This window comes from Eubacterium xylanophilum ATCC 35991, assembly GCF_000518685.1.
Lineage (GTDB): Bacteria > Bacillota > Clostridia > Lachnospirales > Lachnospiraceae > Eubacterium_F > Eubacterium_F xylanophilum.
Genome location: NZ_JAEB01000016.1, coordinates 42,435 through 66,957, shown reverse-complemented (window position 1 = coordinate 66,957; position 24,523 = coordinate 42,435). Strand labels below are relative to the sequence as shown.

General features: G+C 40.5%; 23 protein-coding genes. 21 read left to right on the top strand and 2 right to left on the bottom strand.

Annotation, left to right across the window (positions count from 1 at the left end; all coding sequences use genetic code 11):
• The first annotated feature begins 19 nt into the window (after positions 1–19).
• From L877_RS0104905 to L877_RS0104885, 5 genes are all read left to right on the top strand, one after another.
• Positions 20–784 carry a nucleoside phosphorylase gene (locus tag L877_RS0104905; RefSeq protein ID WP_026835147.1) on the top strand — a complete coding sequence of 255 codons (765 nt, stop codon included), beginning with the start codon at positions 20–22 and terminating at the stop codon, positions 782–784.
• Positions 785–1,218: 434 nt separating this feature from the next.
• Complete coding sequence (pheS, locus tag L877_RS0104900) at positions 1,219–2,238, top strand: phenylalanine--tRNA ligase subunit alpha (protein WP_026835146.1); 1,020 nt, start codon at positions 1,219–1,221, stop codon at positions 2,236–2,238.
• A 73-nt stretch (positions 2,239–2,311) separates the two neighbouring features.
• Positions 2,312–4,750: a phenylalanine--tRNA ligase subunit beta gene (gene pheT / locus L877_RS0104895; protein WP_026835145.1), complete on the top strand. Its 2,439-nt coding sequence runs from the start codon at positions 2,312–2,314 to the stop codon at positions 4,748–4,750.
• Between the two features lie 33 nt (positions 4,751–4,783).
• A complete protein-coding gene (locus L877_RS0104890; RefSeq protein ID WP_034785112.1) occupies positions 4,784–5,272 on the top strand; it encodes a VanZ family protein in 489 nt (162 codons plus the stop codon).
• Positions 5,273–5,596: a DUF6142 family protein gene (locus tag L877_RS0104885; protein WP_026835143.1), complete on the top strand. Its 324-nt coding sequence runs from the start codon at positions 5,273–5,275 to the stop codon at positions 5,594–5,596.
• 28 nt (positions 5,597–5,624) lie between these two features.
• On the opposite strand, the gene L877_RS0104880 is transcribed toward L877_RS0104885, so the two are convergent.
• Entirely contained in the window at positions 5,625–6,410 is a 786-nt protein-coding gene (locus tag L877_RS0104880; protein WP_026835142.1) for a hypothetical protein, read from the bottom strand.
• Positions 6,411–6,580: 170 nt separating this feature from the next.
• Here L877_RS0104880 and L877_RS0104875 point away from each other — a divergent pair, with 170 nt between their 5' ends.
• From L877_RS0104875 to thiI, 7 genes are read left to right on the top strand one after another with little or no spacing between them, the layout of a single operon-like run.
• Entirely contained in the window at positions 6,581–7,081 is a 501-nt protein-coding gene (locus tag L877_RS0104875; RefSeq protein ID WP_026835141.1) for a GreA/GreB family elongation factor, read from the top strand.
• Complete coding sequence (locus tag L877_RS0104870) at positions 7,050–7,862, top strand: Cof-type HAD-IIB family hydrolase (protein WP_051437683.1); 813 nt, start codon at positions 7,050–7,052, stop codon at positions 7,860–7,862. Before L877_RS0104875 ends, L877_RS0104870 begins: the two co-directional genes overlap by 32 nt.
• A gap of 16 nt (positions 7,863–7,878) precedes the next feature.
• A complete protein-coding gene (locus L877_RS0104865; RefSeq protein WP_026835139.1) occupies positions 7,879–9,930 on the top strand; it encodes a carboxylesterase family protein in 2,052 nt (683 codons plus the stop codon).
• A 23-nt stretch (positions 9,931–9,953) separates the two neighbouring features.
• The gene (locus tag L877_RS0104860) at positions 9,954–11,426 is read left to right on the top strand and encodes a UDP-N-acetylmuramoyl-L-alanyl-D-glutamate--2,6-diaminopimelate ligase (RefSeq protein ID WP_026835138.1); all 1,473 of its coding nucleotides are present in this window, start codon (positions 9,954–9,956) and stop codon (positions 11,424–11,426) included.
• Between the two features lie 17 nt (positions 11,427–11,443).
• On the top strand, positions 11,444–12,196 hold the full coding sequence (locus L877_RS0104855; RefSeq protein WP_026835137.1) for a 16S rRNA (uracil(1498)-N(3))-methyltransferase: 753 nt from the start codon (positions 11,444–11,446) through the stop codon (positions 12,194–12,196).
• 6 nt (positions 12,197–12,202) lie between these two features.
• Complete coding sequence (locus L877_RS0104850) at positions 12,203–13,372, top strand: cysteine desulfurase family protein (protein ID WP_341349132.1); 1,170 nt, start codon at positions 12,203–12,205, stop codon at positions 13,370–13,372.
• Positions 13,359–14,567: a tRNA uracil 4-sulfurtransferase ThiI gene (thiI, locus tag L877_RS0104845; RefSeq protein ID WP_341349131.1), complete on the top strand. Its 1,209-nt coding sequence runs from the start codon at positions 13,359–13,361 to the stop codon at positions 14,565–14,567. The genes L877_RS0104850 and thiI overlap by 14 nt, the downstream gene beginning before the upstream one ends.
• Positions 14,568–14,695: 128 nt before the next feature.
• Here the strand turns inward: thiI and L877_RS0104840 are convergent, their stop codons facing one another.
• A complete protein-coding gene (locus L877_RS0104840; protein ID WP_026835134.1) occupies positions 14,696–14,935 on the bottom strand; it encodes an HPr family phosphocarrier protein in 240 nt (79 codons plus the stop codon).
• A gap of 100 nt (positions 14,936–15,035) precedes the next feature.
• On the opposite strand from L877_RS0104840, the gene mtaB reads away from it, so the two are divergent.
• The 9 genes from mtaB to L877_RS0104795 all read left to right on the top strand — a co-directional run bounded on the left by mtaB (position 15,036) and on the right by L877_RS0104795 (position 24,522).
• A complete protein-coding gene (gene mtaB / locus L877_RS0104835) occupies positions 15,036–16,346 on the top strand; it encodes a tRNA (N(6)-L-threonylcarbamoyladenosine(37)-C(2))-methylthiotransferase MtaB (protein WP_026835133.1) in 1,311 nt (436 codons plus the stop codon).
• Between the two features lie 216 nt (positions 16,347–16,562).
• Entirely contained in the window at positions 16,563–18,929 is a 2,367-nt protein-coding gene (locus L877_RS12185; protein WP_026835132.1) for a polysaccharide deacetylase family protein, read from the top strand.
• Between the two features lie 144 nt (positions 18,930–19,073).
• Complete coding sequence (locus L877_RS0104825) at positions 19,074–20,267, top strand: polysaccharide deacetylase family protein (protein ID WP_026835131.1); 1,194 nt, start codon at positions 19,074–19,076, stop codon at positions 20,265–20,267.
• A gap of 492 nt (positions 20,268–20,759) precedes the next feature.
• The gene (locus L877_RS0104820; RefSeq protein WP_341349130.1) at positions 20,760–21,023 is read left to right on the top strand and encodes an IreB family regulatory phosphoprotein; all 264 of its coding nucleotides are present in this window, start codon (positions 20,760–20,762) and stop codon (positions 21,021–21,023) included.
• 21 nt (positions 21,024–21,044) lie between these two features.
• Positions 21,045–21,482, top strand: coding sequence for a Holliday junction resolvase RuvX (gene ruvX / locus L877_RS0104815; RefSeq protein ID WP_026835129.1), 438 nt, complete (start codon positions 21,045–21,047; stop codon positions 21,480–21,482).
• Positions 21,483–21,490: 8 nt separating this feature from the next.
• Positions 21,491–21,772 carry a DUF1292 domain-containing protein gene (locus L877_RS0104810; protein WP_026835128.1) on the top strand — a complete coding sequence of 94 codons (282 nt, stop codon included), beginning with the start codon at positions 21,491–21,493 and terminating at the stop codon, positions 21,770–21,772.
• Positions 21,773–21,794: 22 nt separating this feature from the next.
• Positions 21,795–23,471 (top strand): RNase J family beta-CASP ribonuclease, encoded by a 1,677-nt coding sequence (locus tag L877_RS0104805; protein WP_026835127.1) that lies wholly within the window; start codon positions 21,795–21,797, stop codon positions 23,469–23,471.
• 35 nt (positions 23,472–23,506) lie between these two features.
• On the top strand, positions 23,507–23,875 hold the full coding sequence (locus tag L877_RS0104800) for a hypothetical protein (RefSeq protein WP_207637229.1): 369 nt from the start codon (positions 23,507–23,509) through the stop codon (positions 23,873–23,875).
• Positions 23,872–24,522 (top strand): O-methyltransferase, encoded by a 651-nt coding sequence (locus L877_RS0104795; protein WP_026835125.1) that lies wholly within the window; start codon positions 23,872–23,874, stop codon positions 24,520–24,522. The genes L877_RS0104800 and L877_RS0104795 overlap by 4 nt, the downstream gene beginning before the upstream one ends.
• Position 24,523 lies beyond the last annotated feature (1 nt).

The window sequence follows — 24,523 nt, the reverse complement described above, 5'->3', positions numbered from 1 at the left end:
AGAAAGGTGAGGAAGATAGATGTTATATAAGAATGAATATCCTATATTAGAATTTGATGATGTCAAAACAGCAAAGTTAAATCCAGAGTCCTTTGGACCGGGGAGATTTGACACAGACAAGCTCGTGATTACTTTTTTCCCAGAAGTGATAACAAAACTCAAAGAGCAGAACAAATTAAGAACGGAAAGAGTTATTCCAGGTGAGAACCCATTTGAAATATATAGATTCAATGAAGAGCCTGATGTACTTATCACTTTAGGTCAGGTGGGATGTCCTGCTTGTGGAGGCAACTTAGATCTTTTTTATGAAATGGGAATTAAAAAAGTAATGTTCTGCGGTGGCGGTGGTGTGCTTGATTCCAATATAGAGGTGGGGCAGTTACTCTTGGTAGAAGGTGCCATAAGAGATGAAGGTTTTTCATATCATTACCTTCCACCATCGAGGGTTGCATATACTGACCAAGCTACGACAAATACTATTGCGAGGTATCTTGATGAAAATGAAGTTTCCTACATGCGTGGCCTCACTTGGACTACAGATGCTATCTTTCGCGAGACAATAGACAAGATAGAGCTTAGAAAATCCGAAGGCGGCAAAATCGTAGAAATGGAGCAGGCCGGATGCATAGCTGTTGCTCGTTTTAGGGGATTTGAATATGGTGCCCTGATATACGGAGGAGATGATCTTTCTGGTGAAGAGTGGTCTAATCGAGGATGGAGAAGTAGAGATGGCATCAGATATGATTTAGTGAATTTATGTAAAAAAATAGTCCGTGTAATATAGAGTTATTTGTATGTGCTAATTCAATCCTACAAAATTAATTTGACATAATCAAAATTATGTGATACCATATCTTTTGAATATGAAAAAAACTATGATGGTGCAGGGATTACAATCCAGATAATCCCACAGACATCCAAACTTCCTAACAGAGAGGCGTTGCTATTAGCTGAGAGCATGCCAGGTTCAGTTGGTTGTTGAATTTCACACCGGAGTTGCAAGATTGAACGGAATATGTAAATAGTATTCTCACTAGGTTATGACGTTAGAACGCGTTAAGTTCGAAGAGAGTCCAGTAAACTCCCCCAATAGATATAGTAAGGAGAGAAGCTGGGAACAAGGGTGGTACCGCGGAATATTTTCGTCCCTCATTGATTTTAGGATCAGTGGGGGACTTTTTGTATGCATTTGTGCAAGATAGAATGGAGGAAAAGAAGATGAATGAAAAGTTAGAGAAAATTATGCAGGATGCCCTTGGGCAGATCAACAGCTCTGAGAATCTGGAGAAGTTGAATGACATTAAGGTGGCATTTTTGGGAAAGAAAGGTGAGCTCACAAGCGTTCTCAAGTCTATGAAGGACGTAGCTCCTGAGGACAGACCTAAAGTCGGTCAGATGGTTAATGATGCTCGTCAGAAGATAGAGAAGACATTGGAAGAAAAGCAGAAAGCATTTGCTAAGAAGCTTCGCGAAGAGAAGATGAAGGCAGAGGTTATCGATGTAACTCTTCCGGGAAAGAAGCCGGAGCTCGGACATAGACATCCTAATACAATTGCTTTGGAAGAAGTTGAGAAAATCTTTGTGGGACTTGGTTATGAAGTTGTTACCGGACCTGAGGTTGAGTATGACTATTATAACTTTGAGGCGTTAAATATTCCGGCAAATCATCCGGCAAAGGATGAGCAGGATACATTTTATATCAATGACAAGCTATTGCTTCGTACACAGACTTCTTCTGTGCAGGTTCGTGTGATGGAAGAGGGAAAACTTCCTATTAAGATGATTGCTCCCGGTAGAGTATTCCGTTCAGATGAAGTAGATGCAACACATTCACCATCATTCCACCAGATTGAGGGACTTGTAATTGATAAGCATGTTACATTTGCAGACCTCAAGGGAACATTGGCAGAGTTTGCCAAAGAGCTTTTTGGAAAAGAGACTAAAGTTAAATTCAGACCACATCATTTTCCATTTACAGAGCCAAGTGCTGAGATGGATGTGACATGCTTCAAGTGTGGCGGTAAAGGATGCCGTTTCTGTAAAGGTGAAGGATGGATAGAGATTCTCGGTTGTGGAATGGTTCACCCACACGTTTTGGAGATGAGTAACATTGATCCTGAGGAATATACAGGATTTGCATTCGGTGTCGGACTTGAGAGAATAGCTCTTCTCAAGTATGAGATTGACGACATGCGTCTTCTATATGAGAATGACAAGCGTTTCTTAGAGCAGTTCTAAGAATGCGATGGAAGCGCGGAATATTTTACTGATTAATAGATAATTTTCTATAATAGAAAGCGAGGAAATAGATATGAATACACCATTATCATGGATTAAGGCGTATGTTCCTGAGTTGGAATGTACTGAAAAAGAATATATGGATGCAATGACTCTCTCAGGAACTAAGGTAGAGGGATATGAGAAGTTTGATGAGGATCTTGATAAGATTATTGTTGGAAAGATTCAGAAAATTGAGAAGCATCCGGATGCCGACAAGTTGGTTGTTTGTCAGGTTGAGATTGATGCTGAAGGAAATACAGTTCAGATTGTAACGGGTGCTCCTAATGTCAAGGAGGGACAGAAAGTTCCCGTTGTTCTTGCAGGAGGTCGAGTTGCGGGAGGACACGATGGCACCAAGACTCCTGGTGGAATCAAGATTAAGAAGGGTAAGCTTAGAGGTGTAGAGTCATTTGGAATGATGTGCTCTATTGAGGAGCTTGGATCATCCACAGATTATTATCCGGATGCAGCGGAGGATGGAATCTATATTCTCAGTGATAATCCCGAGTATGCCAAGGCAGAAGTTGGAAGCGATGCGATAGAGCTTCTTGGTCTCAGAGATGCAAATTTCGAGTATGAGGTTACTTCAAATCGTGTAGACTGCTTTGGTGTTATCGGTATTGCTCGTGAGGCTGCAGCAACATTTAGAAAGCCATTCTGTCCACCGGTTGTCACTGAAGTTGGAAATGATGAGAAGGCTTCAGATTATATCTCAGTTGAGATTAAAGATGAAAAGCTTTGTAGCAGATATGTGACAAGGGTTGTAAAGGATATCAAACTTGCACCTTCACCGGAGTGGATGCAGAGAAGACTTGCAGCTTGTGGAATTAGACCAATCAATAATATTGTTGATATTACTAACTATGTAATGGAAGAGTATGCACAGCCAATGCACGCTTTTGATTATGATACAATCGAGGATCATAAGATTATTGTGAGAACAGCGGAAAAGGGCGAGAAATTTGTCACACTTGACGGACAGGAGAGAGAGCTAGATGATAGCATTCTCATGATTTGTGATGGCAAAAAGCCTGTTGGAATAGCCGGAATCATGGGCGGAGAGAATTCCATGATTTCTGATAATGTCAAGACTATGCTTTTCGAGGCAGCTTGTTTTGATGGAACCAACATTCGTCTGTCCGGTAAGAAACTTGGAATGCGTACAGATGCTCAGGCTAAGTTTGAGAAGGGCTTGGATCCCAATACAGCTATGGAGGCAATGAACAGAGCTTGTCAACTTATCGAGGAGCTTGGTGCAGGTACAGTTGTTGGTGGATGTGTTGATGTTTATCCTAACAAGCGCGAGGGAAATGTAGTTGCATATGATCCTGATAAAATCAACTCACTTCTTGGAACAGATATCTCAGAGGATGAGATGATCAAGTACTTTGAGATGGTTGATCTTGAGGTAGATAAGGATAAGCGCGAGGTTCATGTTCCTTCATGGAGACAAGATGTTCTCAGATGGTGCGATCTTGCAGAGGAAGTGGCAAGATTCTATGGTTATGACAAGATTCCTCAGACTCTTCCAAGTGGAGAGGCAACTGCAGGAAAACTTTCATACCAGAATGAAATAGAAAATATCATGCGAACTGTTGTAGAACAGTCAGGATTTAGCGAAGGTATGACATATTCATTTGAGAGTCCAAAGGTGTTTGACAAGCTTTTATTGGATGAAAATGATCCGGCGAGAAAAGCTATCGTAATCTCTAACCCTCTGGGTGAGGACTACAGTGTTATGAGAACACTTTCCCTCAATGGAATGCTTACAAGTCTTGCAACTAATTACAATAGAAAGAATAAAGATGTGAGACTTTATGAGTTGGCGAACATTTATCTTCCTAAGAGCCTTCCATTGGAGGAACTTCCAGATGAAAGAATGCAGTTCACTCTCGGAATGTATGGAAAAGGCGATTTCTTCGAGATGAAGGGCGTAATAGAGGCAACTCTTGAGAAACTTGGAGTTGCAAAAGATACAAGATTTACGCCAGAATCTGACAGACCATACTTGCATCCAGGAAGAAGAGCTGATATTATAGTAGGTGACGAGACAGTAGGATTCCTTGGTGAGATTCATCCGGAAGTTGCTGATAATTATGGAATTGGAACAAAAGTATATGTTGCAGTTCTTGATGTCAAGTCACTTACAGGATTAGCTGATTTTGAGATTAAGTACGAGGGAGTTGCGAAGTTCCCTGCAGTTACTAGAGATATCTGTCTTGTAATGAACAAGAGTCTCATGGCTGGACAGGTTGAGGAAATTATCAAGAAATACAGTGGAGAATTTCTCGAGGATTACAATTTGTTTGATGTTTACGAGGGTGAGCAGCTGGGCTCAGATGAGAAGTCTCTCGCTTACTCAATCAGATTCCGCGCTAAGGATAGAACCCTCGAGGAAAAGGATATCACTGCTGCCATGGACAAGATTCTTGGCAAGATGAAGGAAATTGGCGCTGTTATCAGACAGTAAGTTCGGTGAATATCTCGAGGATTTGTGATATTAATGAAGAAAGAATTTATAAAGTTTTTGCTCAACATACTCTTCATGATTTACATGGTGGTATTGATTTACTTTTTGTTTTTCAGTGAAGAGTATGGACGTGGGCATAAATATGAGGAATTTCAGTACAATCTAACGCTTTTTAAAGAGATACGAAGATATATTCATCACTATGATGTGGTTGGAATAGAGGCATTTTTTGTAAATATAATCGGAAATGTTATCGTATTCATGCCTTTTGGCTTTTTTGTTCCAGGTTTGATAGGAGAACACAAGCAACCAATATATCAAGTCATATGCGTGACGGTATTAGGGCTTGTATTCAGCTTGACAGTGGAGATCGGACAGCTTATCACTAAGGTTGGATGCTTTGATGTGGATGATTTGTTCTTGAATACAGTAGGAGCTTTTGTAGGTGTGGTAATATATCATGTATTATATGCTATTTACTCAGCAGTATTTAAGAAAAAGCGAAGGAAGAGGAAGAGATAAATGTTGTTTAGAAAGAAGAGAAGAATTCAATTTACGGACAAAAAACATCCCAGACAGGGAATTATATCGTCCATTATGGGTGCAGTTGCTATAATTGCTCTATTAATGCTATTCATCTTTTCGGGGCGCGCCAAGGGGCACGCGGGAATCTTGTTTGGATACATGGGAATACTTGATTTTATCCTCGCCGTAGCTGGTTTTGTTATGGCTATCAGATGTATTAAGCAAGAAGAAATCTACTATACAACAGTGAGGATAGGTGTGGTTTCCAATGGAATAGTGGGACTATGCTTGTTGGTTTTGTACATTGTGGGGCTTGCCTGAAGGGGCGGCCTCTTTTTTGCTGGGTTTATTAATTAATTGGTGGCAAAGCAAGGATCTTTGGTGATATATCCACATTGTCAAAGATTTTTTTGTATTCGTCCTTGGTCAAATCTTCGATATAATTGACGGAATATTTTTTTTCATATCCCTTGAGTATCAGTATGGATGCAGCTCTGTTGTAGGCGATGGCGGCTACTGATTCGCTTGTATATCTTCCGACGATGAAGTCGTTGGTGATGTTGATGACAGTTTCATAGACCGTTTTTCCGTCGACATTTTTCTTGAAAACCCCATTAAAACGGTTGATAATCTGTATATTTTCATATCTAAAGTCTCTATTGTTATTATTTACAAAGTTGAAATCTCTGCCGGGAACGCCATAGTTCTTGATTCCATACCTGGACAGAATATTTACTTGCATCCCGTAGTCATTTACAAAAAGATGCCCACCGCGTCGCATAATGCTGTGGTTGGAGTAGTAGAATAAATCATCGATGTCGAAGATATAGTAATCATCCTGTCCGAAGTAGTAGTGAAAAAACTTCCTATACATGTATATAGGCGTCTTGCTATAGATTCCATTGTCGCGAAAATTGAGGATGGATACTTTCTTTTTGAAAGAAAGGTACTTAGAGTGGGTTTCTAAGTTGCAATGCTTGTTGGTGAGAAATCTCTGTGCCTCAAGATAACACAAGTGAGCTGCTTTCTCGGTTGAAAAGCTGCCTAGACTGATATGTTTGTTTTTAAATGTAATGGAACTTCTATAATAAGTAGTTTTGTCTTTTTTTTCGGCTTTATACACACCTGGAAGCATGATACACCTTCTTTCAACTTTTTTTATATTATATCATTGTTTCTATTCTAGCACAACAACAGGGGGAAAATTTGTAAAATGTTCCGGTATTACTTGACATTGCCTTCATCTTGTTTTACAATAATTTGGGCGAGTGTGTTGAAAAATGGGGAATTAGAAGAGGTGTAAGTATGAATGATCGATTGACTAAAAAAGACATCGAAAAGATGGAAGAAGAAATCGAATATCGCAAGCTTGTAGTGCGAAAAAATGCTCTGGAAGATGTAAAAGAAGCAAGAGCCCATGGTGATTTGAGCGAGAACTTTGAGTACAAGGCCGCTAAGAGGGTTAAGAATCAAAATGAAAGCCGAATCAGATATCTGGAGCGAATGGTGAAAACTGCAAAGGTTATCGAAGATGACTCCGATGAAGACGAAGTTGGAATTAATGATACCGTTACAGTTTACTTTGAAGAAGATGGTATAACTGAGGAATACAAGATTGTGACAACTGTCAGAACCAATGTTAGGGAGCACTTGATTAGTATTGAATCCCCACTTGGAAAAGCTATTATGAAAAAACATGTGGGAGATAGAGCAAAGGTCAATGTCAATGATAGTATTAGTTACTATGTGAGTATAAAGGAGATAAGGAAAAGCGATGATGAGTCCGAGGGAATCAGCAAATACTGATAAGAAGATCCTTTTTTTTGATATAGATGGAACCCTTATCGATGACAATAAGGATGCAGTTCCGACTAGTGCCGTTGAAGCACTTAGAACAGCCAGAGAAAAGGGAAACATCGTATATATATGTTCTGGCAGGTGTCTGGCGATTATACCTGAATTCGTCAAGAAGATAGGTTTTGATGGCATGGTTGCCGGTTGTGGAACATATGTGGAAATGGATGATAAACCGGTTTATCACAATGTTCTCAGCAGAGAATTACAGGATTCCGTGATAGAGGACTTATACAAGTATCATATTGATGGAGTTCTCGAGGGCAAGGATTGTTCAGCCTTTCGCGAGGATCCTTGGATGGATGAAGTGTTGAGGATATACTCTGAGAATTCTACATTTAAGGCCAAAACTCAATGTGTCTGGAGTGAGGAGTTTGATTTTGACAAGATGGCGCTCTGGCACGATGAGAGCTCTGATATGGAGAGTTTTATGGAAAAATATTCCGAATATTTTTCTTTTATAGAGAGAGACCCGACTTTCTACGAGGCTGTTCCGAAGGGAATATCCAAGGGGACGGGAATCGAGTTTGTGTGCGAGAAACTTGGCATGCCGATTGAGAACTCAGTTGGATTTGGAGATAGCACCAATGACCTTCCTATGCTTGACACTGTAGGCTTTTCAGTGGCTATGGGAAGTGGAAATCCGGTACTTTTCAACAAGGTTGATTATGTGACAGACAGGGTTGAAAATGATGGAATAAAAAAGGCGCTTGAATATCTAAAGGTGATTTAATTAAGAGGTGTTAACTATGTTGAAGATGGCATTAGTACTAACTGCTACGGCAGTCATAGGGACAACTGCATCGGGTATTGTCGGAGGCAATGCTTTTTCCGGAAATGGAAGAGGCGTTGGTTTTGGTGATGCCTTTTCTGATGATGCCATTTTGACAGATGATGGTAAATATTTGACTGAATTGTCAGGTTCAGATGGTTCGGGAGATGTTATAATAGAGATACCATCAGAAACTGCTGAACCGGATACAGATGAAGTTGACACTACAAGTGTAGAACCCCCTATAAATGAGGAGAATGGCGATGTAGGTGTAGAGTCACCCGGAGCAGAGACTACAAGTGTAGAGTCGCCAGATATCGAGAGCCCGGATGTGGAAACAGTGAACGGTGAGGACGTGAAAGAGGATATTCCACAAGTGGATTCTCCTTCAAAAGAAGAGGGTGTCGTTGATGACAAGAACGTTGACAACAAGAAAAATGATGATGATATATATGAAGAGTTCCCTACTAAAGAAGAGATAGAGACAGGTGTTGTTGTAAAGACAAAGTATGGCTATATGCGAGGCATCAAGAGTAGAAAGGGAATTTGTTGGAATAGTGTTCCATATGGCAAGGCCAAGAGATGGTGTAAGCCTACAGAACCGGACAGTTGGAATGGCGTCAAGAAGTTTGTGAAAAGCAAGAAGACCAAGGGCAATGACAGTTTGTATATGAACATTACCAGACCTAAGGGCCACAGTCAGAAGATGCCTGTTATGGTATATGTTCACGGTGGAGGTAATACAAAGGGCACAGCTAATTACAACTTTAGAGATATTGCCAAGGAAACTCAGACTATTGTTATATCGATTGATTATAGAAAAGGAGCATTTGGCTGGTTTGTGAGCAGAGGTCTCTCTCATGCGGGAGCGGACAATCTGAGTGGAAACTATACTTTGTTGGATATCAAGCGCGCTCTTTTGTGGGTTAAGGAGAATGTGGCTGTATTTGGCGGAGATCCTGACAATGTCACTATTTCTGGATTTTCTGCAGGAGCCAGAGATGTATTGAATTGTGTGATTTCTCCTAAGATGAAGGGGCTTTTCTCCAAGGCTGTTTCCTTTAGTGGCGGCATGACAACATGTTCCAAGAAGCAGGGACGCAAGTGGTCCAATGAGAAACTTGCTAAGATTCTTGTGAGAAGGGGAACCTGTTCCAATATGAAAAAGGCTCGCAAGAAGATTAAGAAGATGTCATCGGCCAAACTCGGAAGATTACTCAAGGGGCTTAGCGACAAAGAAGTGAAGAAGATGGCGGGTTCATCATCACTCAGTTTGCAGAAGTTTCCGCAGTGCTTCAGAGACGGCAAGGTGATTCCAAAGTCCGGCTTTAATTGCGTCGAGTTTGGAAGATATAATAGAGTTCCGATTATCATCGGTTCGACTAGCTCGGAAAGCGGAGCTAATGTATACAAAAAGCTGAAAAAGCTGAAGAAAAGAGGCAAGATTAAGGTTAGAGGCAAGAGGTTCAAGCGACTTTTAGTTGCAGCCAAGAAGTATGGAAGCATGTTCCAGAGTTCTTTCTATATAGAGAAAGTTGCCTCTACATTCCAAAAGGACGAGCATCACGAACCAATATATGTATACAGATACAAGTGGGGCGAGAAGTCAGATGTGGTGGGCAAGACATATGCCAAGTACATCGGATCGGTGCATGGAATGGATGTAGATTGCCTTCTTGGAAGAAATGTTAAGGGCTATGGTTTCAGGATATATAGCAATAAGAATCTTCCTGGAAGAGAAAAGCTCACATATAGAATGCGACAGTATTTTAAAAATTTCTTCGAAGCCGGAAATCCTAATGGAATCGATAATAATGGATATACGCTTTACAATTGGACGCAGTGGACCAATAAGAAGAAATCTGCAAGGATCATGCATTTTACCGCGGATTCTGAAAATGCAATGACTTGGATGTCAAGACAGTATATTGATAGAAAGCGTTTGTTTAAATCATTCAAGAAGAATCTTTCTAAGACGCAGTATAAGATTCTTAGGTCCGAGGTTTTGAAGGATAAGTTTTACTATTAATACGGTATGGAGGAGGAACACATATGGTATTGAAGAAAATATTAGAAAAAGTAGAGTATTCGTTGATTTGCGGAAGTGTCGACATAGACATAGCTGACATTGCATATGATTCGAGAAAAGTAGTAGAATCAGGGATGTTTGTGGCACTTTACGGAAGTGTAGTCGACGGACATAAGTATATAGAAAGCGCCATCGATAAGGGGGCTGTCGCTGTTGTGGCAGAGAGAGATGTTGAGTCAACTCTTATCGAAAAGTGCAAGAAATCAGGAGTAACGCTTATCAGAGTAGAGGACGGAAGATATACTCTTGGAGTTATGTCTGCAGCATACTTTGATTATCCTGCCCAAAAACTGATTACTATTGGAATAACGGGAACTAAAGGTAAATCCTCTGTTGAGCATATGATCAAAGATATCATAGAGAAAAGCGGCGAGAAATGTGGAATCATAGGAACTATCGGTGCTTTTATAGATGGCGAATCCATACCTACGGAGAATACTACTCCGGAATCATATGAGCTTCACAAGATGTTTGCTCATATGGTAGAAAAAGGATGTAAGTATATGATTATGGAGGTTTCATCTCAGGGAATCAAGATGAATCGCGTTGCAGGAATATTCTATGATTATGGAGTATTTACCAATATTTCACCAGACCATATCGGTCCTAATGAACATGCTGATTTTGATGAATATTTGATGTATAAGTCAAAGTTGTTTGAGAATTGTAAGGTCGGAATATTTAACAAGGACGATGAGCACTTCGATGAGATTACGAAGAATGCAACTTGTGAGATTGTGACCTTTGGAAAAAGCGATGCGGACATGATAGCGACAGAAATAGAGCATGTTCAGGAGCAGGATTCTCTTGCGATGAAGTTTAAGGCCAGTGGAATTCTTCAGGGCGAGATTGTAGTTGGACTTCCGGGGTACTTTAATGTTTATAATGCTATGTGTGCAGCATGTGTAGGTGCCAAATTGGGAATCGATAAAGATGTAATATTACACGGGCTTGAGCATGTTAAGATTGCTGGTCGAGTTGAGAGTATTCCGACCGGCGGAAATTTTGCAGTTATCGTTGATTATGCACATAATGGAATTAGTACAGAGAGTGTCTTGAAGACACTTAGAGGGTATAACCCAAGAAGACTGGTTGCCATATTTGGATGTGGAGGCAATAGAAGTAAGCTCAGAAGATATGAGATGGGAGAGGCTGTAGGAAGATACGCCGATCTAGCTGTGATTACCAGTGACAATCCACGAACAGAAGATGTGAATAATATTGTTGAGGACATATTGGTTGGAATTGGTAAGACAGACGGGAAATATGAGATAATTATAGATAGAACTGAGGCGGTTAAGTATGCCATTGATAACGCTGAAGATGGAGATATCATCATTCTTCTCGGCAAGGGCCATGAGGATTATCAGGAGATAAATGGCGTGAAATACCATTACAGTGACAGAGAGGCCGTGCTTAGTGCCCTTGAGAACTAATAGATCGGAGAGATGATATGCCAAGGTTTTTTGTGGCGCAGGAGAGCGTATCTGCTGAAGATATCACTATCGTGGGAGATGATGTAAATCATATTAAAAATGTTCTTCGAATGCGCGAGGGCGAAAAACTTACCCTTACTTGTGGACGAGGTATTGATTATGAGTGCAGTATTCATCTGATTGGTGATGATTCTATCATATGTAAGATTGAGCAAGAAACTCCCGTTCAGACGGAACTTCCTGTGGAGATAGTGCTTTATCAGGCACTCCCCAAGGGCGACAAGATGGATCTGATAGTTCAAAAAGCTGTGGAACTAGGAGCTGCGAAGATTGTGCCGGTTAAGACCAAGAGATGTGTTGTCAAGTATGATGGCAAGAAATCTGCGAAGAAAGTAAGCAGATGGCAAGAAATCGCAAGGTCTGCAGCCAAGCAAAGTGGTCGGGGAATTATACCTGAAATTACGGATATAATGACATATGACATGGCACTTCAGTCAGCAGAAAAACTCGATATTGTTTTGTTCCCCTATGAGATGTGTGACATGACTCTTACTTCAGGGGCGATTATTAGGGATGCAACGGACAAAAGTTCGATAGGAATATTTATCGGACCCGAGGGGGGATTCGAGACTTCGGAAGTGGATCAGGCGACAGATGCTGGCGCTAGGACTATTTCACTTGGGAAAAGAATACTTAGAACTGAGACTGCGGGACTTGCTATATTGTCAATCCTCATGTTTATGATTGAAGATAAAAGTTTAGAAAGATAGATAAAGGTGATAGAATTGGAATGTTATTTGGATAATGCGGCTACTACTCAGGCGCTTCCTGAAGTTGCGGATGTAGTTAAAGATGTGATGTGCAATAGATATGGCAATCCGTCGTCTCTTCACAACAGAGGATTTGAGGCGGAGAAGATTATCAAGGATGCAAGGGAGAGTATAGCCAAAACTCTAAAGTGTAGTCCCGATAATATTATATTTACATCTGGGGGAACGGAAGGGAACAATATGGCCCTGGTTGGAGGAGCTTTGGCCAATCAGCGAGAGGGCAAACATATTATCACAACATGCTATGAGCATGCCTCAGTTTATCGCCCACTGATGTACCTTGAAGATAATATGGGCTTTGAAGTGACGTATCTTCCGGTTGATAAGAATGGAAGAGTTGAGTTAGATGCATTGAAGGATGCACTCAGGGAAGACACCATTATAGTTTCCATTATGCATGTCAACAATGAGATTGGCTCAGTAAATGATATATATGAGATTGGAAATATTGTCAAAGAGTATAACAAGAATATCATATATCATGTTGATGCGATTCAGAGCTACGGCAAGATTATGATTAATGCCAAGAGAAGTAAGGCTGATTTTATAACTGTTAGCGGACACAAGATTCACGGACCCAAGGGAACGGGCTTTGTGTTCAAATCTGACAATGTTAAGGTCCATCCGATTATCCACGGAGGTGGGCAGCAGAAGAACTTTAGGTCTGGTACGGAAAATGTTCCGGGGATTGCGGGACTTAAAGTAGCAGCAGATTTTATGTATGGCAATATGTCGGATCACGCGGAACATTTTTTCAAAATTAAGAAGATGTTGAAGGAAAAATGTGAATCCATTGAAGGGGTGACGGTGAATGCATGTGAGGAACTGGAGGCTACGGCTCCGCACGTCCTCAGCGTCAGTTTCGAAGGTGTGAGAAGCGAGGTGTTGCTCCACGCTCTCGAGGATAGAGGTGTGTTTGTGTCGTCGGGATCAGCATGCTCTTCTAACCATCCGGGAATTAGTCATGCGTTACAGGCGATAGGAGTGGACAAAAACTTGCTTGAATCCACAATTCGATTCAGCTTCTCTGTGTTTACTACAGCGGAAATGATAGACTATACTGTGGAGCAAATCGAGGATTTGCTGCCAATGTTGCGAAAATATGTCAAGAGATAGAATGGAGATTAAGATGATAAGTGCATTTTTGATAAAATATTCCGAGATTGGAATTAAGGGAAAGAATAGATACATTTTCGAGGATGCTCTGGTTAGAAGAATCAAGGAAAAGCTAGAGTATTGCGATGGAGAATTTGAAGTATCTAAGGAAAACGGAAGAGTATATATTGAGGCAAAGTCAGATTTTGACTACGATGAGGTTGTAGAGGAACTCCAAAAGTGCTTTGGAATTGCTCATATTTGTCCCGTTGTCTTGGTGGAAAACAAGGATTTTGACAATGTTTTGAAAGAACTTATCGATCACATGAAGGCGGAATTCGGTGATAGTGCGTTTACATTTAAGGTTTTTGCCAAGAGAAGTGATAAGAGCTATGCACTCAAAAGCCCGGATATATGCATGAAGGCAGGAGAAGTTATACTCAAGAACTTGCCTAATTCCAAGGTTGATGTTAAGAAACCTGAAGTAAGTGTAAATATAGAGATTAGACAGAAGGCATATGTCTATGTCAAGAGCTTTAAGGGACCGGGTGGTATGCCGGTTGGAACCAGCGGAAAGGCTATGCTTCTTCTCTCTGGTGGAATCGACAGTCCGGTTGCTGGATATATGATGGCCAAGAGAGGTGTCAAGATAGAGGCAGTTTACTTTCATGCGCCACCTTATACAAGTGAGCGCGCAAAGCAAAAGGTAGTTGATCTCGCTAGGATTATCAGTGATTATACAGGAGAGATTAACCTTCATGTGGTGAATTTTACGGATATTCAGATGGCTATATATGACAGATGCCCACATGACGAACTCACAATTATCATGAGACGATATATGATGAAAATTGCCGAGGATATAGCGAGAAAGACAGACTGCATGTCGCTTATTACGGGAGAGAGTGTTGGACAGGTTGCAAGTCAGACAATGCAGAGTTTGGTTGCTACCAATGCTGTCTGCACAATGCCTGTTTTCCGTCCGGTTATAGCATTTGACAAACAGGATATTATCGACATCTCTGAGAAAATCAATACTTTTGAGACGTCTATCCTTCCATACGAGGATTGCTGTACAACATTTGTTGCCAAGCATCCTGTGACAAAACCGGAAGTAAGCCAGATTGAGAGATCTGAGAGAAAGCTAGAAGATATAATTGATGACATGCTGGCGACAGCTATCGACAGTCGAGAGATTATAAATGTCAAGAAATAAATAAGGAAAGTAGACTTTTCTATAACAAAAAAGATGTGGGTTTAGCCCACATCTTCGTTATCAGAAACTCACACATATTGTCCTGTGCTTCGGCGCAGGACAACAAAAGTCAAACGGTTGAGTAATAACTACTCAACTATGAATGGCTGTATCTTCTCAAGGATTGTATCGATATCGCTATCACTATCACAATGAATGTTAAGGTCGATAGGCTTTGACAAATCCAAACTGAAAATACCCATAATCGACTTAGCATCGATAACATATCTTCCTGAAACTAAATCAAATTCGGCATCGAACTTAGTAACTTCGTTCACGAATGTTTTAACTTTATCAATGGAATTTAACGAAATTCTAACGGTTTTCATATAAAAACATCCTCCTTATTATTGCTAAAACTGTTTACAATAATATAGTATTATGGATTTCGCTTGTTGTCAATAGAAAAATTGAAAGGTGAGTAATTAAATGCGAGCAGCTTTTTTAACCCTTGGTTGCAAAGTAAACTATTATGAAACTGAAAAAATGATGAAACAATTCACAAAACTCGGTCACGATGTGGTGGAGTTTTCTGATGTTGCAGATGTTTACGTCATTAACACATGTACAGTTACCAATATAGCGGACAGAAAGTCCAGGCAGATGATTCACAGAGCTAAGAAAAATAGTCCGAATAGCATTATTGTTGCAACAGGATGTTATGTTGATGTGAATATGGACAATTTGCCCAAGGATTCCGGAGTTGACTTTTTCTTCTCCAATAAAGATAAAGCGAATATTGCAGAAAAGCTTATAGAGAGATTGCAAGAAGAGAGTAATCAAGACCAGAAAGTTGCAGAGATTATAAGTGTCGATTTTCAGGAACATGACGCACATACAGTTCAAGGGAGAGTGCGAAAGTATATCAAGGTTCAAGATGGATGCAACCAATTTTGTACATATTGCATGATTCCATTTGCCAGGGGACGAGGAGAGCTCGTTAGCACACCTGAGGACGTAGTTGTAAGTGAGATAGAAGAACTTGCCAATAATGGAACTAAGGAAGTTGTGGTGACGGGGATACATCTTTCCTCTTATGGTGTTGATTTTGTGGGTGCAAAAAACTTTGTAGAGCTCAAGGGCAAACCACTTTTGGAATTGTTAGAGAAGATAAATGCGATTAAAGGGATTGAGAGAATTCGATTGGGATCCTTGGAACCAAGAATTATATGTAAAGAGTTTTTAGAAGGCCTATCTAAGATTGATAAGATTTGCCCACACTTCCATCTGTCTTTGCAGAGCGGTTGTGATAGTGTGTTGAAGCGAATGAATAGACATTATACAACTGTAGAATACATGGAAAAGTGTTCTATGATTAGAGAATACTATGAGCATCCTGCCATTACAACTGATATTATAGTGGGCTTTCCGGGTGAGACAGACGAAGAGTTTTCTACAACTGTAAGATTCGTAGAAAACGTTGGTTTTGCCGATGTGCATGTATTCCCATATAGCATTAGAAAGGGAACCAGAGCTGCCAATATGCCAAACCAAGTTGATGGCAATATCAAAAAGGAGAGAACGGAGAAACTCATCAAGGTTGCATCTGACAAGAAAGTTGAATTCGAGGAATATTTTACAGGGAAAGAAGTAAGAGTTCTCCTTGAAGAAGTTCGCGAAGTCGACGGAGAAAAGTATATAGTGGGGCACAATGAAAGATATGTTATGTTTAGGATTCCTATTGCCAAGGCTGAGGAGAGTGGGTATGGAGTCAATGACATGATAAAAATAATTGTTTAGTTTTTGGCAGTGAAAATCTCATAATAAAAATGTTATGGATATTGGAAAAGATGCCAAAATTATCGGAAAAAGAAAAACTTTTTCGTCAATGTATACAACACGACCTATAAGTAAAAGGTTATATGATAGTGACTTATAACAAAAAAATTATTTGATATATTTTATTTTTTTTGTTAAAATATTATTATCAAATTTTTTATGTAGGAGGTCGTTAAAGTGAAGACAAATAGTAAAGTAGTCGCATTTGCCTTGGCGGGAGCCCTTGTGGTGGGAAATCTCGGAATGTCAGGCGCAGGTGTCGATGCAGCTAAGAAGGTAAAACTTAGCAAAAAAACAGTAAAAGTTGCCGCAGGCGCAAAAACATCTTTGAAGCTCAAGAATGTTAAGAAGAACAAGATCAAGAGCGTTAAAGTAAAGATGTCCAAGAAAGCAAAGAAGATTGCAAAAGTTTCTTGGAAGAAAAAGTCAGTTAAAGTAAACGTTAAGGGACTTAAGAAGGGTACAGCTAAGGTCACTCTTAAAGTAGCAGTTAAAGGAGTTAAGAAGGCTACAAACCTTAAGTTGAAAGTTAAGGTTTCAGCTAAGAAGGCTGCAAAGTCAAATACAGCAGCTACAAAGGCTCCAGCAGCTTCAGCAGCAGCTACTAAAGCTCCAGCAGCTTCAGCAGCAGCTACAAAGGCTCCTGTAGCTTCAGCAGCAGCAAGTGCAGCAGCAAGTGCAGCTCCTTCAGCAGCAGCAAGTGCAACTCCTTCAGCAGTAGCAAGCGTTGAGCCAACACCAGAGGGAAGCAAGCCGCCAGCCGTAACAGCTCCACCAAAGGTTGCAGTGGTACAGGATAATGTTGTTACATTTGGCCAGGAGACAACAGGTGAGTATGGACAGGTTACATTCAATGAGGATGGAACTGTTAACTTTAAGACAGATAAGCCAGCTGATGAAACAGGAACAGTTACAGGTTCTGTATTTAACAACGGATGTGTATTCTATCTTTCACCAGATAAGAAGAAAGTAAGCCTTGAGGGATATAAGTACGTCAAGTTTACACTTAAGCTCAGCGAGACTTCAGTTGACTCTGAAGGAAAACCTATGGAAGTATCTATGATTACTTTCTCAGGTGGAGAAGATCCAGGAAATTACTGGGATAAGCATGATACATGGGGAACAATGGTTGAGGCTAGACAGAATGCGGATGGCACAACAACATATATCTACCCAGTTAATGATGAGACTTTCTCAGCTCTTAAGAAAGCAACTGCAGTAGGATTCCTTATTAAGGCAACAGACTATGTTGGTGATTATACAGGAGAAGAGCCATATAAGCCGGCAGAGGCTACAGTATATGGATTCTCATTCAGCAATACACTCGAGGATGAGCCAGAGGAGACAGTTGCTCCAACAGAAAGTCCAGAGGTAGAGACTGGTGATCCAGTAAAGGTTGAAGATATTGACATTAAAATGGAGAGTTTGACAACAAATTTCCCAAGTGGTCCAATAGCTATCAACTTTGCTTCACAGCTTCCAGAGAAATTCGATCTCAAGTATTTCTCTTCTTGCAAGATTGATTTCGAGTGCAAGATTAAAGATGGTGAAGATGCATCAATCATGACTGGTGGAAAGCTTGCTCTTGCTAAGGAGAACGATCTTTCAGGATATAGTGATGGTTTGGCACTTACTTATGGATTGTCTGCAACAGGAACAAGCGCTACGATTGACCTTGCTGGAAAGAGCGGAAAAGCTGCTGGATTAAATGTTCAGCCATTTGATGCTTCATATGGATGGCCATCATGCCTTGAATCTGTAACGATCAAAGGAATTAAGTTTATTGCTAAAGAAGATACATTCTATCCAGTAGGAGATGAGCCAACAGCGGCTCCAACTCCAACACCTCTCGTGGCTACAAAATTTGTATACGAAGGTCTTGATACAAGCTGGATTGATTCAAACAAAAAGCTTGTAGCATTTACATTTGATGATGGTCCTGTAGGAACAAAAGAAGGTTCATCTTCAATGACAATTCAGAAAATCTTGAAAGAGAACAAAGTTCATGCAACATTCTTCTACATCGGAAGCAGAATTTCTGGTGAGCAAGGTGGAATGGATGAAGTTAAGCAGGCAGTGGCAAATGGTTTTGAAATCGGAAACCATGGTCCAGATTGGGATTCAGTATCAAAATATGAGACTAAGGAAGATCTCGAGGAAGCAGTAGGTGTTACTAATGCACTTCTTAAAGAGGCTTCAGGATACAGCAAGTTCCTCTTTAGAGCACCAAACCTTTCATATAGCCAGGTAATGTACAATTACATTGATATGCCTATGATTAACTGTGCAATTGATAGTAAGGATTGGGCTAATGCTACAAAAGATGAGATTATCACTAATGTTACAAAAGCACAGGACGGAGATGTAGTCCTCATGCATGCAACACAAGCTAATACAGTTGAAGCACTTCCAGAACTTATCAAGTACTTCCATGATAACGATTATGAAATCGTATCTGTTTCAGAGCTCTTTGCTATGAAGAACAAGGATTTGATGACAAATCACAAGTATGATTCAACAAGAGCTGCAGGCGTAAGACAGTAATATTTTATTAAATTTTCTAGTATATGAGGCGCAGTCTAATACGTTAGATTGCGCCTTGTCACAATTATAACACTTTTTAAGTGTATTATTTAAGAGAAATATACAAAAGACTAGCAATAGTCAAAAGTAGGAGGTAAAATGAAAATGAGAAGAAGTAACAAAGTATTGTCACTTGTGCTTGCAAGTGCTTTGGCAGTAGGATTGCTCGGAGCAGTGGATTCTGATGCGGCAAAAAAAGTTGCACTTAGTACCAAGAAACTGACTTTGAAAGTTGGAAAGAGCAAAAAGCTTAAGATTAAAAATTCCAAAAAGACAAAGTGGACAGTCAAATCAGGCAAGGGTAAAGTTGTACTTTCTAAGAAAACCAAGAAGAGTGTTGTGGTTAAAGGAAAGAAAGCTGGTAAGGCTGTAGTAGCTGCAAAGGCTTCAAATGGTAAAACTTACAAGTGTAACGTTGTCGTGAAGAAAGTGTCTGCGGCTAGCAAGTCAGTGAATGAAGCACCAACAACAGCGCCTGCAGTTAAGACAGCAGCGCCAACAACAGCTGCAAGTTCTGCGCCAACAGCAGTTGCCACAGAGGCACCTACAGTTGCACCGACAGAAACTCCAACAGTGGCTCCAACACAGACTCCACTTTTGGAAGGACAGTTTGTATTTGAGGGACTCGACACAAGCTGGATTGATCCAAGCAAAAAACTCGTGGCATTTACATTTGACGATGGCCCTATTGGAACAGCTGATGATAGAACAAGTATGATTATTCAGAAAGCTCTTCATGATAACGGCTGCCATGCAACATTCTTCTATATCGGAGGAAGAATCAAAGAAGGCGAGACAACAGACGAGATTAAGCAGGCTGTTAAGTACGGATTTGAGCCGGGAAATCACTCATGGGATACCAAATCTGTATCTGTATATGAGGATGAAGATGAAGTAGAAAAAATGGAGAAAATCCTTGGAGATACAAGTGCTAAACTCACAGAGGTTACCGGCTACAGCAAATTCCTCTTCAGAGCTCCAAATCTTTCATACAATAAGTTGATGATGGATCACGTTGGAATGCCTATGATCAATTGCGCAGTGGATAGCAAAGATTGGGATAAGGCAACAACAGAGCAGATTATCGAGAATGTTAAGAAAGCTCAGGACGGCGATATCGTACTTATGCACGAGACAGAGAGGAATACAGCAGAAGCTTTACCAGAGCTTATCAAGTACTTCCACGAGAATGGATTTGAGATTGTATCTGTATCTGAGTTGTTCGCAATGAAGAATAAGCCTTTGATTGAGAATTACGTATATGATTCTACAACCAAGGAAGGCGACAAGAGAGGTTGATCGTTGCTTAATCAGAACGATATGAATTCGTTAGATAAGTAAGAAGTTATGTTCAAGCGCAGATGCGTGCATCTGCGCTTGATGCTTAGAGAGGGCCATGTCGCATTCCGTGGCAGGTTGATACGGATGTTGATACGGATGAAATATCAAAAAGGCAAGAAACATCCGTATTGTGAGAAACCCGCGTCGCCAACTCGCATGCCGCCCCGCGCCATGCTCGTTACGCGCTGTCGCACTGAACCGTGCGCCACTCCGCGTCGCCAACTCGCATGCCGCCTCGCGCCATGCTCGTTACGCGCTGTCGCGCTATATACCATATCCCCCCAATCTAGCATCAAGAAAACAAGTTTTCTTTCGCTAGTTTGGAGGAATATGGTATGCAACGCTTGTAGAAACGCGAAAAAACTCTTGCGTAATCGGTACAGATATATTAAAATAAATACAGATGAAGAGTTCGATGTTAAGTAATTTTGAATACTAGGGAGGATGGAAATGCAAAACAACACAAATACACAACTATTCAATGTGGAAGTAGAGAAGGAATTAGATGTAAGCGATGTTATTGCATCTGTTTATGAAGCCCTTACAGAAAAGGGATATAATCCTGTTAATCAGATTGTTGGTTATCTTATGAGTGGTGATCCAACATATATAACAAGCCACAAAGGTGCTAGGAGTCTTATCATGCGTGCTGAGCGAGATGAGATAATCGAGCTTTTTTTAGAAGATTATATTGAAAATAATCTCAAGAAGTAAGGCGATAGACGGGTGAGATAATTGAGAATTATGGGACTTGATTATGGTTCGGTGACAGTTGGCGTTGCAGTAAGTGACGGATTGATGCTGACGGCCCAACCAGTTGAAACAATAAAAAGAAAAAGCGAGACTAAGTTGCGTCAGACTCTTGCGAGAATCTGTGAGATTATCGAAGAGTACGGGGTTGACAAGATTGTGGTGGGAAATCCAAAAAATATGAATAATACGTCGGGAGAACGTGTTGAACGGACGGCAGAGTTTTGCGAGAAATTAAGTCACAGGACCGGATTAGAAATTGTTATGTGGGATGAGAGGTTGACAACTGTGTCTGCGATGAATGTCTTAAAGGACGGAAAGGTCAGGAGAGAAGACAGAAAAGAATTCGTAGATAAGTTGGCAGCATCTATCATATTGCAAGGATATCTGGACTATCTAAAAAATCAAGAGATTAAGGAGTGAAGTGAACATTGGCTGAGAGAGAAGATAAGGTTGTTCTCATTGCTGATGATGGCAGCGAGGATGCTTTTTTTGTTGTGGAAAAAGCAGAGATTGCTGGGAGAACCTATTTGCTTGTGAGCGATAAGCCATCAGATTCAGAAGAGGATTCAGAGTGCCTTATTTTAAAAGAAGAGTTTGTCGATGACAATTCAGGGGAAATTGTATATGATATTGTGGACGACGAGAATGAATTGAGTATTATATCTAAATATTTTGAGGAATTGATTGAAGACATAGATATAACAGAATGAGATAGATCTAAGAGGTGAAAATTTGAAGAAGAATAAGAATAATGAAAACGCGAAGGTAAAGATAATTCCATTAGGGGGACTTGAGCAAATTGGAATGAACATTACCGCCTTCGAGACGGAAGATAGCATTATCGTTGTGGACTGCGGTCTAGCTTTCCCGGAAGACGACATGTTGGGAGTGGATCTTGTAATCCCCGATGTAACCTATCTTTTGGACAATAAAGACAAAGTAAAGGGCTTCGTAATTACACATGGACACGAAGATCATATAGGCGCACTTCCTTACATATTGCGCCAGATAAATGTTCCGATTTATGCAACAAAGCTGACAATGGCTATTATAGATCATAAGCTTGAGGAACATAATTTAGTAAATTGCGTTAGAAGAAAGGTTGTCACATATGGACAATATATCAATTTGGGAGATTTCCGAATTGAGTTTATCAGAACCAACCATAGCATCGCAGATTCTGCTGCGCTTGCGATTTACACACCGGCGGGAGTTATTGTACATACCGGAGACTTTAAAGTTGATTATACACCGGTATTTGGCGAAAGTATAGATCTTGCCAGATTCGGAGAATTGGGCAAGAAGGGTGTTCTTGCACTTTTGGCGGATAGTACCAATGTCTTGAAACCTGGTTTTACCATGTCTGAGAGGACGGTTGGAAAGACTTTTGATACTATATTTGATGAAAACGCCGGGCGAAGAATTATAGTTGCTACATTTGCATCCAACGTGGATAGAGTTCAACAGATTATTAATTCGGCTCATAAACACAAGCGAAAAGTTGTTATAGAAGGCCGAAGTATGGTAAATATTATCAATACGGCTATTGAGATTGGTTATATCAAAGCTCCGGATAATATTATGATTTCCGTGGAGGAGATGGCCAATTATACAGATGATCAGCTGGTGTTGATTACTACAGGAAGTCAGGGAGAGTCTATGGCGGCCCTTTCTAGAATTGCTGCTTCAATTCATAGAAAGATTACTATTAAGCCAACTGACCTGGTTATATTTAGCTCAACGCCAATTCCGGGAAATGAGAAAAGTGTTTCGCGTGTGATTAATGAGATTTCCATGAAGGGGGCTCGCGTGATTTTTCAGGATACTCATGTTTCAGGACATGCTTGCCAAGAGGAACTTAAGCTGATTTATTCCCTTGTCAGACCAAAATACGCCATTCCTGTTCACGGTGAGTACAGACACTTGATTAGGCACAGCGAGTTGGCGCAGGAGATGGGTGTCGAGAAAGACCATGTGGTTATTATGCACTCTGGAAATGTACTTGAAATCTGTGAGGAAAGTGCCAAAGTTGTTGATCAAGTACAAGCTCAGGGAATCATGGTAGATGGATTGGGAATTGGAGACGTAGGTAATATCGTACTTAGAGATAGACAGCATCTCTCGGAAAATGGTCTGATGGTGATTGCCATTGCACTTGAGAGAGGATCTAATCAGATCGTTTCAGGTCCGGATATAGTATCTAGAGGTTTTGTATATGTCCGTGAGGCCGAGAATCTCATGGATGAGTGTAGAGAAATTGTAAATATTTCTCTAGATAGAATTGCTGAACGCGGCATAACTGACTGGGGAAGTATGAAGTCAGAGATTAAGGATTCCCTCAATGATTTCTTGTGGAGAAAGATGAAGAGAAATCCTATGATTTTGCCGATTATTATGGAGGTTGACTGATAACCATGGAAAATGCTGGCAAGAAAAGCACCACGATGCTGTGGATATTCAAGGGACTTTTAGTGCTCTTGTTAAATGTTATATTTTATGCAATCGTTGTGCTTTGTGCTGTTGAAGTCTGCAAGTTCTCATATGAGTTTTCGCATGAGATATTTGGAGAAGTTATGTCTGAACCCGCTCCGGGTCGAGATATAGTATTCAAGATAGATAAGGATGAGGATGTGCTCAATATCTCCAAGCGTTTGGAATCACAACGTCTGATTAAGAGTGCATATCCATTCTACATCAAGATGAAACTTTCTATGAGTTCCACTACAGTTGTAGTTGCCGGTGAACACAGGCTTAATACGAGTATGACCAGCGATGAAATATGTGAGAAGATTTTGCGTGGAGTAGGACAATGAAAGAAGATAGAGCAGAGGTATACTTTGATACATTGCGTCCCAAGTATCCCGAATATATTAATAAGTTAGAGCTTGAGGCACTTCAGGATGAGGTGCCTATTATTCGCAGGGGGACAAGGGATATTTTGCGGTATTTATTGAGAACGCATAATTGCAAAAATATTCTTGAACTTGGAGCTGCCGTTGGATATTCGGCACTCGTGATGAGTGAACAAACCTCGAGAGATGCACATGTTACTACTGTAGAAAAGGTTCCGGCTAGAATAAAAAAGGCGAGAGAAAACTTTGCTAAGTATGATCGGGACAATAAGATTACCTTGTTAGAGGGTGACGTTTATGATGTGTTAGATAAGCTAGTAGAAGAAGGAAGAGAGTATGACTTTATCTTCCTTGATGCAGCTAAAGCACAATACCTTGGCTTTCTGCCCAACATCTTAAAACTCCTTAAAACCGGCGGTCTACTGGTGTCGGATAATGTGCTCCACGAAGGAGATGTGCTAGAATCTCGTTACTTCATCAGGAGGAGAGATAGAACTATACATGAGAGAATGAGAGAATATCTCAAAGTAATTACAAACCATCCGCAACTTGAGACTATTTGTCTGACAGAAGGCGATGGTACAACCATTAGTGTGAAAGGTGAATGAT